The sequence below is a fragment of the Pseudomonas sp. SMN11 genome (genome assembly GCF_052041945.1).
Classification (GTDB): Bacteria; Pseudomonadota; Gammaproteobacteria; order Pseudomonadales; family Pseudomonadaceae; genus Aquipseudomonas.
Genome location: NZ_JBKGGW010000001.1, coordinates 294,531 through 309,630, shown reverse-complemented (window position 1 = coordinate 309,630; position 15,100 = coordinate 294,531). Strand labels below are relative to the sequence as shown.

14 protein-coding genes and 1 tRNA gene are annotated in these 15,100 nt (G+C 63.0%); 12 read left to right on the top strand and 3 right to left on the bottom strand.

Annotated elements, in window-relative coordinates; translation table 11 throughout:
* Positions 1-60 precede the first annotated feature (60 nt).
* The 5 genes from ACLEJU_RS01480 to ACLEJU_RS01460 all read left to right on the top strand — a co-directional run bounded on the left by ACLEJU_RS01480 (position 61) and on the right by ACLEJU_RS01460 (position 5,524).
* Positions 61-1,350, top strand: a complete 1,290-nt coding sequence (locus tag ACLEJU_RS01480) for an OprD family porin (protein WP_435422142.1) — start codon at positions 61-63, stop codon at positions 1,348-1,350.
* 44 nt (positions 1,351-1,394) lie between these two features.
* Complete coding sequence (locus ACLEJU_RS01475; protein WP_110636096.1) at positions 1,395-2,375, top strand: Bug family tripartite tricarboxylate transporter substrate binding protein; 981 nt, start codon at positions 1,395-1,397, stop codon at positions 2,373-2,375.
* A gap of 148 nt (positions 2,376-2,523) precedes the next feature.
* Positions 2,524-2,982, top strand: a complete 459-nt coding sequence (locus tag ACLEJU_RS01470) for a tripartite tricarboxylate transporter TctB family protein (protein ID WP_435422143.1) — start codon at positions 2,524-2,526, stop codon at positions 2,980-2,982.
* Between the two features lie 3 nt (positions 2,983-2,985).
* Positions 2,986-4,500 (top strand): tripartite tricarboxylate transporter permease, encoded by a 1,515-nt coding sequence (locus ACLEJU_RS01465; protein ID WP_435422144.1) that lies wholly within the window; start codon positions 2,986-2,988, stop codon positions 4,498-4,500.
* Positions 4,493-5,524 (top strand): AbrB family transcriptional regulator, encoded by a 1,032-nt coding sequence (locus ACLEJU_RS01460; RefSeq protein WP_435422145.1) that lies wholly within the window; start codon positions 4,493-4,495, stop codon positions 5,522-5,524. Before ACLEJU_RS01465 ends, ACLEJU_RS01460 begins: the two co-directional genes overlap by 8 nt.
* Before the next feature lie 30 nt (positions 5,525-5,554).
* On the opposite strand, the gene ung is transcribed toward ACLEJU_RS01460, so the two are convergent.
* Positions 5,555-6,247, bottom strand: coding sequence for a uracil-DNA glycosylase (gene ung / locus ACLEJU_RS01455; RefSeq protein WP_435422146.1), 693 nt, complete (start codon positions 6,245-6,247; stop codon positions 5,555-5,557).
* Between the two features lie 126 nt (positions 6,248-6,373).
* Between ung and ACLEJU_RS01450 the strand changes: the two genes are divergently transcribed.
* Positions 6,374-7,483, top strand: a complete 1,110-nt coding sequence (locus tag ACLEJU_RS01450; RefSeq protein WP_435422147.1) for an enoyl-CoA hydratase/isomerase family protein — start codon at positions 6,374-6,376, stop codon at positions 7,481-7,483.
* A 5-nt stretch (positions 7,484-7,488) separates the two neighbouring features.
* On the opposite strand, the gene ACLEJU_RS01445 is transcribed toward ACLEJU_RS01450, so the two are convergent.
* The gene (locus ACLEJU_RS01445) at positions 7,489-7,929 is read right to left on the bottom strand and encodes a hypothetical protein (protein WP_435422148.1); all 441 of its coding nucleotides are present in this window, start codon (positions 7,927-7,929) and stop codon (positions 7,489-7,491) included.
* Positions 7,930-8,141: 212 nt separating this feature from the next.
* Here ACLEJU_RS01445 and ACLEJU_RS01440 point away from each other — a divergent pair, with 212 nt between their 5' ends.
* From ACLEJU_RS01440 to ACLEJU_RS01415, 6 genes are all read left to right on the top strand, one after another.
* Positions 8,142-9,632 carry a sensor domain-containing diguanylate cyclase gene (locus ACLEJU_RS01440; RefSeq protein ID WP_435422149.1) on the top strand — a complete coding sequence of 497 codons (1,491 nt, stop codon included), beginning with the start codon at positions 8,142-8,144 and terminating at the stop codon, positions 9,630-9,632.
* On the top strand, positions 9,625-9,858 hold the full coding sequence (locus ACLEJU_RS01435) for a cysteine-rich CWC family protein (RefSeq protein ID WP_435422150.1): 234 nt from the start codon (positions 9,625-9,627) through the stop codon (positions 9,856-9,858). The genes ACLEJU_RS01440 and ACLEJU_RS01435 overlap by 8 nt, the downstream gene beginning before the upstream one ends.
* A gap of 47 nt (positions 9,859-9,905) precedes the next feature.
* Positions 9,906-10,598 (top strand): pseudouridine synthase, encoded by a 693-nt coding sequence (locus tag ACLEJU_RS01430; protein WP_435422151.1) that lies wholly within the window; start codon positions 9,906-9,908, stop codon positions 10,596-10,598.
* Positions 10,599-10,930: 332 nt separating this feature from the next.
* Positions 10,931-11,818 (top strand): alpha/beta fold hydrolase, encoded by an 888-nt coding sequence (locus ACLEJU_RS01425; RefSeq protein WP_435422152.1) that lies wholly within the window; start codon positions 10,931-10,933, stop codon positions 11,816-11,818.
* Positions 11,819-11,928: 110 nt separating this feature from the next.
* A tRNA-Gly gene (locus ACLEJU_RS01420) sits at positions 11,929-12,002 on the top strand.
* A gap of 199 nt (positions 12,003-12,201) precedes the next feature.
* Positions 12,202-13,932, top strand: a complete 1,731-nt coding sequence (locus ACLEJU_RS01415; RefSeq protein WP_435422153.1) for a SulP family inorganic anion transporter — start codon at positions 12,202-12,204, stop codon at positions 13,930-13,932.
* On the opposite strand, the gene ACLEJU_RS01410 is transcribed toward ACLEJU_RS01415, so the two are convergent.
* Entirely contained in the window at positions 13,926-14,996 is a 1,071-nt protein-coding gene (locus tag ACLEJU_RS01410; RefSeq protein ID WP_435422154.1) for a glycerophosphodiester phosphodiesterase, read from the bottom strand. The genes ACLEJU_RS01415 and ACLEJU_RS01410 overlap by 7 nt on opposite strands.
* Positions 14,997-15,100: the final 104 nt, after the last annotated feature.

Sequence of the window (15,100 nt, the reverse complement as noted above, 5' to 3'; positions counted from 1 at the left end):
CGCGCCGAAAAAAGCACCAGCAAGGTGCAACGAACAAGAATAAAAAACGGAGTCATCCCGATGCTGTCATCGCAGCCTAAGGCGCTCGCGCCTAGCCGTTCCCTGTCCGCACGCCCTTCTGCCATCGCCAGTGCAGTTGCACTTGCCGGTGTCGCCCCGCTGAGCCAGGCCGCCTTCTTCGAAGACAGCACGGCAACCTTCGAAACCCGCAACATGTACTTCAACCGCGACTTCCGCGACGGCACCAGCGCGCAGCAATCCAAGCGCGACGAATGGGCCCAGGGCTTCATGCTCAACTTCGAGTCCGGTTATACCGATGGTACAGTGGGCTTCGGCCTGGATGCGCTGGGCATGATGGGCATCAAGCTCGACTCCAGCCCCGACCGCACCGACACCGGCCTGCTGCCGACCCACGATGACGGCAAGGCTGCCGACGAGTATTCCAAGCTCGGCCTGACCGGCAAGGTCAAAGTGTCGAAGACCGAACTGAAGATCGGCACCCTGATCCCGGAACTGCCGACCCTGCAGCCCAACGACGGCCGTATCCTGCCGCAGACCTTCGAAGGCGGTCTGCTGACCTCGCAGGAGATCAAGGGCCTTACTTTCACCGGCGGGCGCCTGGACAAGGCCAAGGACCGCAACGACACCAACTGGGAAGACCTCGCCCTCAACAACAAGAACGGCCGCTTCGGTGGCACCTTCAGCGCCGACAACCTCGACCTGGCCGGCCTGGACTACAAGTTCACCGATCGCATCACCGGCAGCTATCACTTCGCCCAGCTCGACGACATCTACCGCCAGCACTTCATCGGCATGCTCGCCACCCAGCCATGGGGCCCGGGCACCTTCGGCGCCGACGTGCGCCTGGCGATCAGCGACGATGCCGGGGCGGCCAAGGCCGGGCGCATCGACAACACCACCTTCAACACCATGCTCAGCTACAGCCTGGGTGGGCACAAGGTCAGCGCTGCCTGGCAGCAGCTTTCCGGCGACAGCGCCTTCCCCTACATCGATGGTGCCGACCCGTACCTGGTCAACTTCGTCCAGATCAACGACTTCGCAGGTAAAGACGAGCGCTCGTGGCAAGCGCGCTACGACTACAACTTCGCCGCACTTGGCGTCCCCGGCCTGACCTTCATGACCCGCTACATCAACGGCGACAACGTCAGCCGCGCCGCTGGTGGCGAGGGGAAGGAATGGGAACGCAACACCGAACTGAAGTACGTGGTACAAAGCGGCCCGTTGAAGAACGTCGCCGTGCGCCTGCGCAACGCCACCTTCCGCTCAAACTTCGCCCGCGATGCTGACGAAGTGCGGCTGCTGGTGAGCTACAGCGTCGCGCTGTGGTAACCCAAAGCGGTAACCCATAACAACAATGCTCACGGAGACATTCGATGACCTTTTCACTGCGCCGCCTCGTCCTCGCCACCGGCTGCCTGTTGCTGGCCGGCAATGCCCTCGCCGCCGAACCGAAACGCCCTGAATGCATCGCCCCGGCTTCGCCTGGCGGTGGTTTCGACCTGACCTGCAAACTGGTGCAGAGCGCCCTGGTGCAGGAAAAGATCCTCAGCAAGCCGATGCGTGTGACCTACATGCCCGGCGGTGTCGGCGCCGTGGCCTACAACGCCGTGGTCGCCCAGCGCCCGGCCGACGCTGGCACCCTGGTGGCCTGGTCCAGTGGTTCGCTGCTGAACCTGGCCCAGGGCAAGTTCGGCCGCTTCGACGAGAACGCGGTGAAGTGGTTGGCGGCAGTCGGCACCAGCTACGGCGCCATCGCGGTGAAGAGTGATTCGCCCTACAAGACCCTCGACGACCTGGTCGCGGCACTGAAGAAGGACCCGAGCAAAGTGGTGATCGGCTCCGGCGGCACCGTCGGCAGCCAGGACTGGATGCAGACCGCACTGATCGCCAAGGCCGCCGGCATCAACCCGCGCGACCTGCGCTACGTGGCCCTGGAAGGCGGCGGCGAGATCGCCACCGCGCTGCTGGGCGGGCACATCCAGGTCGGTTCCACCGACATCTCCGACTCCATGCCGCACATCCAGAGCGGCAACATGCGGATCCTCGCGGTGTTCTCGGAAAACCGCCTGGACGAGCCTGAGATGAAGGACATCCCCACCGCCAAGGAACAGGGTTACGACATCGTCTGGCCAGTGGTGCGCGGCTTCTACCTCGGGCCGAAGGTGAGCGACGAAGAGTACGCCTGGTGGAAAGAATCGTTCGACAAAATGCTGGCCTCGGAAGACTTCGCCAAGCTGCGTGACCAGCGCGAGCTGTTCCCGTTCGCCATGACCGGCGCGGAGCTGGACGGCTATGTGAAGAAGCAGGTGACTGAGTACAAGGCACTGGCCAAGGAATTCGGCCTGATCCAGTAAGCCCCCCGAAAGCTGTCATCGTTCCCTGTGGGAGCGGGCTTGCCCGCGAAGCAAGCACCGCGGTGCATGGCACCGGCTATGCCGGTGTTCGCGGGCAAGCCCGCTCCCACAGGGCCCGTGTCGCGCCGTAAACAACGAGGATTTCCTCATGATCCTGCAACGCATCTTCGCCCTGGCCCTGCTGGCGGTGTGCGCCGCCCTGGCCGTGATGGCCTGGCCCTATCAGGCCGCGTTTTCCTACGAACCGGTCGGCCCGCGTGCCTACCCGCTGCTGATGCTTGGCCTGATGAGCCTGGGCCTGCTTTACCTGGCCATCCGTCCCACGCCCATCGTGCGCAAAGACGACGAGCCTGAGCTGGACCGCGAAACCCTGATCAAGATTGGTGCCTGTGTCGGCCTGCTGATTATCTTCGCCGGCACTTTCGAACCCCTGGGTTTCATCCTCAGCGCCATCCTGGTCGGCATCCCCATGGCCCGTCTGTATGGCGGCCGCTGGCTGCACAGCACCCTCGTGGTGGTGGGCATGAGCGTGCTGCTCTACTGGCTGTTCGACCGCGTCATGGACGTACCCCTGCCCCTCGGCCTGCTGAGCGTACTGGAGAACTGACACATGGATACCTTGAGCTACCTGGGCCAGGGCTTCGGCGTCGCCCTGTCCCCTTACAACCTGGTCACCGCCCTGTCGGGTACGCTGATCGGCACCGTGGTCGGCCTGCTGCCAGGCCTGGGCCCAATCAACGGTGTGGCCTTGCTGATCCCGATCGCCTTCGCCCTCGGCCTGCCACCGGAGTCGGCGCTGATCCTGCTGGCCGCGGTGTACCTTGGCTGCGAATACGGCGGCCGTATCAGCTCGATCCTGCTGAACATCCCTGGCGAAGCCTCGACCGTGATGACCACCCTCGACGGCTACCCGATGGCGCGTCAGGGCTTGGCCGGCGTGGCCCTGTCGCTGTCGGCCTGGAGTTCGTTCATCGGCGCGTTCATCGCCACCTGCGGAATGGTGCTGTTCGCCCCGCTGCTGGCGAAATGGGCGATTGCCTTCGGCCCGGCGGAATACTTCGTGCTGATGGTGTTCGCCATCGTCGCCCTCGGCGGCATGGCCGGTGACAAGCCACTGAAGACATTCATTGCCGCCCTCATCGGCCTGTTCCTGTCGGCAGTCGGTATCGATGCCAACAGCGGTGTATACCGCTTCACCGGTGACAGCGTGCACCTGGCCGACGGTATCCAGTTCGTGGTGCTGGTGCTGGGCCTGTTCTCGATCAGCGAGATCCTCCTGCTGCTGGAGAAGACCCACCATGGCCACCAGGCGGTGAAGGCCACCGGGCGCATGCTGTTCAACTTCAAGGAAGCAGCCTCGGTGTTCGTGGTCAACATCCGCTGCGGCCTGTTGGGCTTCATCATGGGCGTACTGCCGGGTGCCGGCGCGACCCTGGCCAGCGCCGTTGCCTACATGACCGAGAAACGCATTGCCGGTGAAAAAGGCAACTTCGGCAAGGGTGATGCCCGTGGCCTGGCTGCTCCGGAAACCGCCATCGGCGCCTCCTGCTGCGGCGCCCTGGTGCCGATGCTGACCCTCGGCGTACCCGGCTCGGGCACCACCGCGGTAATGATCGGCGCGCTGACCCTGTACAACATCACTCCGGGCCCACTGCTGTTCGAACAGCAGCCGGACATCGTCTGGGGCCTGATCGCCTCGCTGTTCATCGCCAACATCATGCTGGTGATCCTGAACATCCCGATGATCCGCATCTTCACCCGCATCCTCGCCGTACCGAACTGGGCGTTGGTACCGGTAATCGCGATCATCACCGGGATCGGCGTCTATGCAGTACATGCCACCACCTTCGACCTGTTCCTGATGGTCGGCATCGGCATCATGGGCTACATCCTGCGCAAGCTGGACTTCCCGCTGTCGCCGATCCTGCTTGGCTTCATCCTCGGCGGCCTGATGGAGCAGAACCTGCGCCGGGCGCTGTCGATTTCCAACGGTGAGCTCGGCATCCTCTGGTCGAGCCCGATCAGCATGTCGGTATGGGTGCTGACCATCTGCATGCTGACCCTGCCGCTGCTGCGCATCTGGCGCAAGCGCAGCCTGCAGCGCCGGGCCATGGCTGATGCCTGATAGGTCACTGCCGCTGTTTGTCGCAACCGGGCTGGTCGGCCTTGCTGGCGGTTTCGCCGCCAGCAAGGTCGGCTGGCCTTTGCCATGGATGGTCGGCGCGTTGCTGGCGATCATCCTGGTGCGCTGCCTGACGCCCTGGCAACTGTCGGAAATCCCCAATGGCCGCAAGTGTGGGCAATGCATCATCGGTATCGGCATTGGCCTGCACTTCACCCCGGCGGTGATCGAGCAGGTCGCCAGCCACTTCGCGCTGATCATCTTCGGCGCGCTGTTCACCACGCTTTCCAGCGTGATCAGTGTGTGGCTGCTGCGGCGCACCGGTGAAGACCGTGCGACGGCATTTTTCGCCAGCATGCCTGGTGGCTCGGGGGAGATGGTCAACCTTGGCGCACGCAATGGCGCGGTACTCAGCCAGGTGGCTGCGGCGCAGAGCCTGCGCGTGCTGGCCGTGGTGCTGTGCGTGCCGGCACTGTTCAAGTTCCTGCTTGGTGACGGCGTGCCGCTGAATCACGCCAGTAGTGTCAGTTGGGGCTGGCTGGCGCTGATCGTGCCGTTGGGAGTGGCGGTGGGGTTTGCCTGGCAGCGGCTGCGCCAGCCCAACCCGTGGCTGTTCGGGCCGTTACTGGTCGCCGCGTCGGTGAGCCTGGCAGGCAACCTGCAGATCGCCTTGCCCAACGGTGCCAGTCAGATCGGCCAGTGGCTGATCGGTAGCGGCCTGGCCTGCCATTTCAACCGCGCGTTCTTCCGCCGCGCGCCATCCTTCCTCGGGCGCACCCTGCTGGCCACGGCACTGTGCATGGCGATTGCCGGCAGCGCAGCGTGGGGGTTGAGCGTGATGACCGAGCTGGACCTGCGTTCGCTGACCCTGGGGATGATGCCGGGCGGGATCGCCGAGATGAGCCTGACGGCCGAAACCCTGCAGTTGTCGGTGCCGCTGGTGACGGCGCTGCAGGTGGTGCGGTTGATTCTGGTGCTGTTTCTGGCGGAGCCGTTGTTCAGGTATTGGGTCAAGGCTCAGGACTAGGGGCTGCCGCCCTGCAGCCCCTGCCCGCCTTCAGAGTGGCGGCAATGCCCAGTTGATGGGCGCCATGCCACGCTGTTCGAGGAAGCTGTTGGTGCGACTGAAGTGTCCGCAACCAAGGAACCCGCGATACGCCGAAAGTGGCGACGGGTGCACCGACTTGAGCACCAGGTGCTTGGTGCCATCGATCAGCTTCTGCTTGCTCTGGGCATGCGCCCCCCACAGCAGGAACACCACGTTCGGACACTGCTCGCTGACCACCTGGATGATCCGGTCGGTAAAGAACTCCCAGCCCTTCTTCGCATGCGAGGCGGCATTGGCGCGCTCGACGGTCATGGTCGTGTTGAGCAGCAGCACGCCCTGCTCGGCCCAGCTCTGCAGGTAACCATGGCTAGGGATCGGGATGTTCAGGTCGCGCTGCAGCTCTTTGTAGATGTTGACCAGCGACGGTGGCGCCGGCACCCCCGGCTGCACCGAGAAGCACAGGCCATGGGCCTGGCCCGGGCCGTGATAGGGGTCCTGGCCGAGGATTACCACCTTGACCTGCTCCAGCGGCGTGGAATTGAGCGCATTGAAGATCAGCGGCCCCGGCGGGTAGATCTCCTTGCCGGCCGCGTGCTCCTGGCGCAGGAACTCACGCAGCTGGTGCATGTAGGGCTGGTCGAACTCGGCGCGCAGTGCAGCCTTCCAGCTGGGTTCGAGTTTGATGCGATCGTCTTCAGTCATGGGGCCATCCGTAAACAATGGCGCGACACTAGGTAAGCCAATCACCCTTGTCAATCGATCCGACCGACGACCGGCATGATCGGCGATGCGGGCCATACTTGGGGGATGACTTGCGCGAGGTAGTCCATGGCCATTCATTGCGAGGTACTCACCGGCGCCGATGGCGCCCGAATCGGCATCGCCACGCTCGATGCCCCCAAGGCGCTCAATGCCCTCAACCTGCCGATGATCGAAGTGCTGGGCGAACAGCTGCACAGCTGGGCCAGCGACCGTGGCGTCGTCTGCGTGTTTCTACGCGGTAACGGCCCCAAGGCCTTTTGCGCCGGCGGTGATGTGCGAGCGCTGGCCCAGGCCTGCCTGGCCCACCCCGGCAGCGTACCACCGCTGGCCGCCACCTTCTTTGCCGCCGAATACCGCCTCGATTACCTCTTGCATACCTACCCGAAGCCCTTGCTGTGCTGGGGCCACGGGCATGTGCTGGGCGGCGGCATGGGGCTGCTGCAGGGCGCCGGTGTACGCATCGTCACCCCAAGCAGCCGGCTGGCCATGCCGGAAATCAGCATCGGCCTTTACCCGGACGTAGGCGCCAGCTGGTTTCTCGCCCGCCTGCCCGGCAAGCTTGGCTTGTTCCTCGGGCTGACCGGGGCACCGATCAATGCCCGTGATGCCCTAGACCTGGACCTGGCTGATCGCTTCTTTGGGGAAGAACAGCAAGAGGCATTGGTCGAAGAGCTGCTGCAACTGAACTGGCAGGAGCAGACCGGCCTGCAGCTGAACAGCCTGCTCAAGGCCGAGCAGCATCGCGCATGGGCCGAGCTGCCAACGGCGCAGTGGCTGCCGCGGCGCCAGGTGATCGACGAACTGCTCGATGTAGCCGACCCAGCTGCGGCCTGGCGGGCACTCGAAGGCCTCAAGCATCACACTGATCCGCTGCTGGCCGAGGCCGGCCAACGCCTGCATGAAGGTTGCCCGCTGACCGCGCACCTGGTCTGGGAACAGATCCACCGCGCCCGGCACCTGTCGCTGGCCCAGGTGTTCCAGATGGAATACGGCATGAGCCTCAACTGCTGCCGGCACCCGGAATTCAGTGAAGGGGTGCGCGCCCGCCTGCTGGACAAGGACAACCAGCCGCGCTGGCACTGGCCGGATGTGGCGCAGGTGCCAGCGGCGGTGGTCGAGGCGCATTTCGCGAAGGTGTGGGAAGGGCGACACCCGTTGGCCGACCTTGGGTCATGACACCCTCAGCGCTGCCAGTTGTGGTCGCCACCCCGCCCACGATTCGACTGGCCGTCGTTGTCGCCGCGGTTATGGGAATGCCAGCGATCATGCTGGTAACGCTGGCTGCCATCGCGATAGTCATTGCGATCGCGATCGCGGCCATAGTCATTGCGCTGACGATTGCCATAGTCGTAACGCGGGTTGCCATGCCACTGGTTCACCCCCGGCGGTGGGTTGGGCCGGTAGTAAGGTACGGGGGCCGGGTGATAGTAACGAGGCGCGGGCTGATAGTAATAGCGCGGCTGCGGAGTTACATAGTAGCGGTCATAGCGGTAATACCCTGGCGTCACGTAGCGATCGGTCGAATAGTATTCAGTGCGTGAATAGCCGCCACCGTCGTAGTAGGGCGCACAGGCAGATGTCATCAGACCCAGCAGGGCGATCAACAGAATTCGATAGGACATGGCGGCCTCCTGGACCGCTGAGGTGCCCGAACAGCGGCGCTGGCGAGCGTCGACTAAAACGTGTTCATCGACAATGAATCAGACAACGGCGACAAGGTGCAGTGCCATTTCAGCAACAAATTGATACAGCTCGAAATAACCATTAAAAACATGCAGTCTTTTGCCTGTCATCTCACTAGAATGAGCGCCTCGGCACACATCACGGGAAGATCATGCCTTCACGCTCCGCCCTGTTTTCACAGCGCTCGCTGATCCTCGCCTTGCTGCTGTTGCTGACCTGCGGCTTCCTCGCCACATCGCTGATCAGCTATGTAGCCTCGCGCAGCGCGATCCGCGACGGCATCGTCAATACCGAGCTGCCACTGACCTCCGATACCGTCTATTCGGAAATCCAGAAAGACTTGATCCGCCCGGTGCTGATCGCCTCGATGATGGCCCAGGACACCTTCCTGCGCGACTGGGTGCTGGCGGGTGAACAGGACACCCAGCGCGTCACTCGCTTTCTCGGCGAGGTGATGGGAAAGCAGGACACCTTCACCTCTTTTTTCGTCTCCGACCGCACTCTCACCTACTACCAGGCCAAGGGTGTGCTCAAGCACGTGGTACCGAACACCTGGCGCGATGCCTGGTACTTCCGCCTACGCGAGATGAAAACGCCGTATGAGATCAACGTCGACCTGGACATGGCCAACCAGGACAACCTGACGGTGTTCATCAACTACCCGGTGCTGGACTATCAGCAGCGCTTCATCGGCGCCACCGGCGTGGGGCTGAGCGTGGACGCGGTGATCAAGCTGATCGACAAGTATCAGCGCCGCTACCAGCGCTCGGTGTTCTTCACCGACGCCAAGGGCAAGGTCATTCTGACCGGCTCGGAGGGTGGCCCGCATGGCCTGAAGGTCGGGCAACCCTTGTCCGACAATACCGACCTGAGCGATTTGCTGGCGCAGCGCCCGACGCCCACCGAGGGCAGCCACGAGTACAAGGACAGCAGGGGTCACAGCCACTTCCTTAATGTGCGGCAACTGCCCGAACTAGGCTGGTACCTGCTGGTCGACAAACGCGAGACCGGCGCCCTGGACCCGATTCGCCACTCGCTGTACCTGAACCTGGTGATCTGCGCGATGATCACCCTGGTGGTGCTGTCGCTGCTCAATGGCATGCTCAGGCGCCACCAGGCCAGCACCGAGGCGCTGGCGACCCTAGACAGCCTGACCGGCCTGCCCAACCGGCGCAGCTTCGACCTGCTGGCCGCCCAGGCCCTGCAGGAGGCCCAGCGCGATTGCGCACCTTTGGTCGCCTTGCTGATCGACCTCGATCACTTCAAGGTGCTCAACGATACCCATGGCCACCTTGCAGGCGACGAAGTGCTGCGTCAGTTCGCCAACGTGCTGCAGGGCAGCCTGCGTCAGTCGGATATACTCTGCCGCTGGGGTGGTGAGGAATTCATCGTGCTGTTGCGCGAAGCTGAGGGCCGACAGGCGATCGACGTGGCGGAGAAAATTCGCCGTCGTACCGAGCAACTGACCTTCAGCTACGAAGATCAACCCTTGCGCCTGACCACCAGTATCGGCCTCAGCGCCTTGCAACCGGGTGACAGCCTCCACGCCCTGCTGACTCGCGCCGACCGTGCGCTTTATCGTGCCAAGCAGGCCGGTCGCAACCGCGTCTGCAGTGAAACACCCGGAACTGAACATGAATGACAGCCAGCTCTGCCCTGCCTGTGGCGCCCTTAACCAGTGCAGCCTGGCCGACGCACGCAGTGCCACCCAGGCCTGCTGGTGCTACGGCGTAACCATCGACCCTGCCGTGCTCCAGGCCCTTCCTGCCGAACTGCGAGACAAGGCCTGCCTGTGCCCGCGCTGCGCCGCCGTGGAAGACCAGCTTATGGGAGCCGGCTCGCCCGCGAACAAGCCGGCACCGCTCTAAAGTGAAAAACCGCTAAACTGCGTCCCCATTTCACGTTGCCCGCTGCCATGCGCCTCGACCGCTTCCTCGCCAACCTGCCCTGCTACAACCGCCAGCAAGTACGCCTGCTGCTGGTGCAGCGCCGTGTGCGCCTGGACCACAAAGTGGTCACCGACCCCAAGGCGGACGTCCGGGAGTTCAGCCGCGTGGAAGTGGACGATCAACTGCTGCAGGCCGGCCGCCCCGCACGTTACCTGATGCTGCACAAGCCCACTGGCTGCGTCAGCGCCACGCAAGACCCGCAGCACCGCACCGTGCTCGACCTGCTGCCCGGCGAATTGCGCGACGACCTGCACATCGCCGGGCGCCTGGACTTCAACACCACCGGCCTGATGATCCTGACCAACGATGGCCAGTGGTCACGGCGCCTGACCCAGCCGGCCACCAAGCTGCCCAAGCACTATCTGGTGGAAACCGAAGACGAGATCGGCGCGCACTATGTCGCCAAGTTCAGCGAAGGGTTCTATTTCGCCTTCGAAGACCTGACCACCCTGCCCGCCCGACTCGACATCCTCGGCCCGCGTCAGGCACGGCTGGCAATCGTCGAAGGGCGCTATCACCAGGTCAAGCGCATGTTCGGCCATTTCGACAACAAGGTGGTCGGCCTGCATCGCGAAAGCATGGGTACGATCCGCCTTGATCCGGGCCTGCAACCCGGCGAATTCAGGGCCCTGACGGCGGAAGAGATCGCCTCCGTCTGAATGCCGTAATACAGGCATACGACCGCTGAGCGGCCCGAGTCACAAATTTGCGCAAACGGCACTTGCGGGATCCCCGACCCACTGCTTGACTCTCAACTCGTCAGTCCGCGAGTGACCAGCCAGTCACGCCTGCAGTTCAGACACCTTTTGCCGGCCACCCAAAGCCCAGATGCCTTGGGGCACGGCAGATTGCCCGCCACAACAATATCGTCGACACGTGTGCCAAGGATCGACACAGGGCCCCCCGTTTTATTCAGGCGAATGCCTACCTGTCATAAAGAACGTGCACCCTAGGTGACGCGATTACCCTTTTTGCGCCAGGAGTCGATGACATGAGGCCAGAAATCGCTGTACTTGATATCCAAGGTCAGTATCGGGTTTACACGGAGTTCTATCGCGCGGATGCGGCCGAGAAGACGATCATACTGATCAATGGGTCGCTGGCCACCACGGCCTCGTTCGCCCAGACGGTGCGTAACCTGCACCCACAATTCAACGTTGTGCTGTACGACCAGCCGTATGCCGGCAAGTCCAAGCCGCACAACCGCCAGGAACGGCTGATCAGCAAGGAGGACGAGGCGCAGATCCTTCTCGAACTGATCGAGCGCTTCCAGTGCGACCACGTCATGTCCTTCTCCTGGGGCGGTGCCAGCACCCTGCTGGCGCTGGCGCACCAGCCGCGGATGGTGAAGAAGGCGGTGGTCAGCTCGTTCTCGCCGATCATCAACGAACCGATGCGCGACTATCTGGAGCGTGGCTGCCGTTACCTGGCTGCCTGCGATCGCTACCAGGTCGGCAACCTGGTCAACGACACCATCGGCAAGTACCTGCCATCACTGTTCAAGCGCTTCAACTACCGGCATGTCAGCGGCCTGGACAGCCACGAGTATGCGCAGATGCACTTCCACATCAATGAAGTGCTGCAGCGTGACCTGCAGCGGGCACTGAACGGCGCGCGCAACATCGACATCCCGGTGCTGTTCATCAACGGCGACCGCGACGAGTACACCACCGTCGAAGATGCCCGCGAGTTCGGCAAGCATGTGGGCAACAGCCAGTTCAGCGTGATCCGCGACGCGGGCCACTTCCTCGACATGGAAAACAAGGCAGCCTGTGAAGACACCCGCAACGTCATGCTCGGTTTCCTCAAGCCGACCGTGCGCGAGTCCCGTCAACGCGGTAACCCATACATCCAGGGGCAGCATGCATTGGCCATCTGAGCGCATCGGCGTCCCTTACCCACACCCGCAGGTCATGGGGCGCCTACAAGCTTTTTTATAACTTGGGCTTCTAATTCAGGGAGGGTTCTGGTACAAAGTCCAGCGCAGACGCGGGTATAGTTTAGTGGCAAAACGAAAGCTTCCCAAGCTTTAGTTGAGGGTTCGATTCCCTCTACCCGCTCCACACATTGCATTCCCCGCATGGCGTTCCAGCAACGTCATCGCTGTCAAAAGGAGCCCACGGCTCCTTTTTTCGTTTCTGCCCTTTCATTGATATGGCCCATGGCCGCAGTCGACGCCTTCCGCTTCAATGCGCTTGCAAGCGAAACGGCTTGGGGCGCATATGCTTCATGAATCCGTGAAACATATTGAAAGGACGACGCATGTTTCTCTCCCGCTGGCTCCCCGGCCTTGCCAACCTGCTGCATTACCGTCGTGAATGGTTCCATGCCGACTTGCAGGCCGGGCTTTCGGTGGCGGCTATCCAGATACCCATCGCCATCGCCTACGCGCAGATCGTCGGCCTGCCGCCGCAATACGGCCTTTACGCGTGCGTGCTGCCGATGATGGTCTATGCCCTGATCGGCAGCTCGCGGCAATTGATGGTCGGCCCCGACGCCGCCACCTGCGCCATGATCGCTGGCGCCGTGGCGCCACTGGCCATGGGCGACCCGCAACGCATCGCTGAACTGTCGGTGATCGTCACCGTGCTGGTAGGGGTGATGCTGATTGTCGCCGGTGTGGCGCGCGCCGGATTCATCGCCAGCTTCTTCTCGCGCCCGATCCTGATCGGTTACCTCAACGGTATCGGCTTGAGCCTGATTGCCGGGCAATTGTCCAAGGTCGTGGGGTTCAAGATCGAGGGAGACGGCTTCATCCTCAGCGTGGTGAATTTCTTCCAGCGCCTGAACGAGATCCACTGGATGACCCTGTCTATCGGCCTGGCCGGGCTGGCACTGCTGATCTTGCTGCCGCGCCGCTACCCTCGCCTGCCGGCGGCCCTGGTGACCGTGGCAATCTTTACCCTGCTGGTCGGCCTGCTCGGCCTGGACCGCTTTGGCGTCGCCGTCCTCGGCCCGGTGCCGTCCGGCATCCCCAAACTCGCCTGGCCCCACAGCAACCTGAACGAAACCAAGAGCCTGCTGCGCGATGCCTTGGGTATCGCCACCGTGAGCTTCTGCAGCGCCATGCTCACCGCGCGCAGCTTTGCTGCACGGCACGGCTATGCGATCAACGCCAACCATGAGTTCGTCGCCCTTGGCGTAAGCAACCTGGCCGCCGGCATTTCCCAGGGCTTTGCCATCAGCGGCGCCGACTCGCGTACGGCGGTCAATGACATGGTCGGTGGCAAGAGCCAGCTGGTCGGCATTATCGCGGCACTGGTCATCGCCCTGATCCTGCTGTTCTTCACCGCACCGATGGCGTGGATCCCGCAGGCGGTGCTGGGTGCGGTGCTGCTGATGGCCGGCTGGGGCCTGATCGACATCAAGTCGCTGGGCAGGATCAGGCGCCTGAGCCGCTTCGAGTTCTGGCTGTGCCTGCTGACCACGGTCGGCGTGCTTGGTCTGGGCGTATTGCCAGGCATCGTGTTTGCCGTGACCCTGGCGATCCTGCGCCTGCTCTATACCATCTATCAGCCCACCGACGCCGTGCTCGGCTGGCTGCCAGGCACCGAAGGCCAGGTCGACATCCGCAAGAACAAGGATGCCCGCACCGTGCCGGGCCTTGTGGTGTACCGCTTCGACGACGCGATCCTGTTCTTCAACGCCGACTACTTCAAGATGCGCCTGCTCGAAGCGGTGCAGAGTCAGGCCCAGCCTCATGCGGTGCTGTTCGATGCGGAAGCGGTGAGCAGCATCGACGTCAGCGGCATCACCGCCCTGCGCGAAGTGCGCGACACCCTGACAGCGCAGGGCATCCACTTTGCCATCGCCCGTGCCCGCGGCACCTTCCTGCGCATGCTGGTGCGCTCGGGGATGGCGCGGGAGATGGAAGAAAAGTTGCTGTTTGGCTCAGTAAGGGCGGGAATTCGGGCTTATCGGGTTTGGCGGAACAGGAGTCGCAAGGCGCCAGAGGCCGAACAAAAGCCACTGGCGAGTCAGGACAATCAATAACCCAAAGCTTCCAGCATTTCGGATTCGGAGCGCTTCACAGGTCGTTGCAGGAAGCGCAACAGCTCTGCGGACCGATTGGTGAAGATCCCGTCGACACCGGACTGCATGGCCTTGTCGAAATCGACCCGGTCATCGAGTGTGTAGACGTGAACCAATAGCCCGCGCTCGTGATTCGCCTTGTTCATCCACGGCTGGATCAGGTTGCTGTAGCTCTGCTCGCTCAGATGAGTGCGCGTGGCTGACGGGCCGGTACCGATTGCGCCCTCCCGCTTTGCATGGTCGAGCCAGCGCAGGAACTCCGCCTTGTCCTTGGGCTGTTGGCGCGCATAGAAAGCGGCCTTGTCCTGCTCGCCTGACTGGGCAAAATCCTGCCCGGATGCCGATGCGATGCCATTGTTGCCCACCCACAGCAAGAGGATCTTCGGCACCTGCGGCATGGCTTCGTGCAGCAGCTTGAGGCTGTTGCGGTCGAAGGTCTGCAACACTACCCGCCCCGGCCGATCGAGCCAGCCTCGGGCTTCGAGGCGTGCCTTCAGGTCTTTCTCGATGCCGGGGAACTGATTGGGCACCTTGGTTTCGATGTACAGCCCAGGGTGGCGGTCTGGGTTGCCTTCGGCGATGTCGATGACTTCGTCCAGTGTCAGGATCGGCAACTTTTCGAACGACGGACGGGCACGCTTCGGGTAGGCCTGATTGAACCAGCTGCCGGCATCCAGCGACTTCAGCTCAGCCAGGGTGAAGGCACTGACCGGGCTTTTCGCACGCTCGGGAAATCGCTCGGCGACGTTGCTGGTGCGCGACAGCTCATCATCGTGGACCACCACCAGCACGCCATCGCGGGTGCGTTGCAGGTCGAGTTCCAGGTAATCGGCGCCCAGTTCACGGGCCAGCAGATAGGCAGGCGTGGTGGATTCGGGGGCATCGTAGGATGCGCCGCGGTGGGCGATCACGGCCGGGTAAGGAATGCCTTGGGCAGCGGCCAAGGTCTTGCCATCAGTGGCTGAGGCCAAGGCAGCCGAGAACAGCGTGCTCAGGGCCAGGGTGCGGAGCAGCGGATTGCGCATGGAGAAGTCCTCTTTCGTCCTGCGTTGCAGGCAGCACAAGGCTGCAATGTAAACACCAACCCTCGCACACCTTGCATGACATGCTAAAGTCCCCGCCGTTTCCC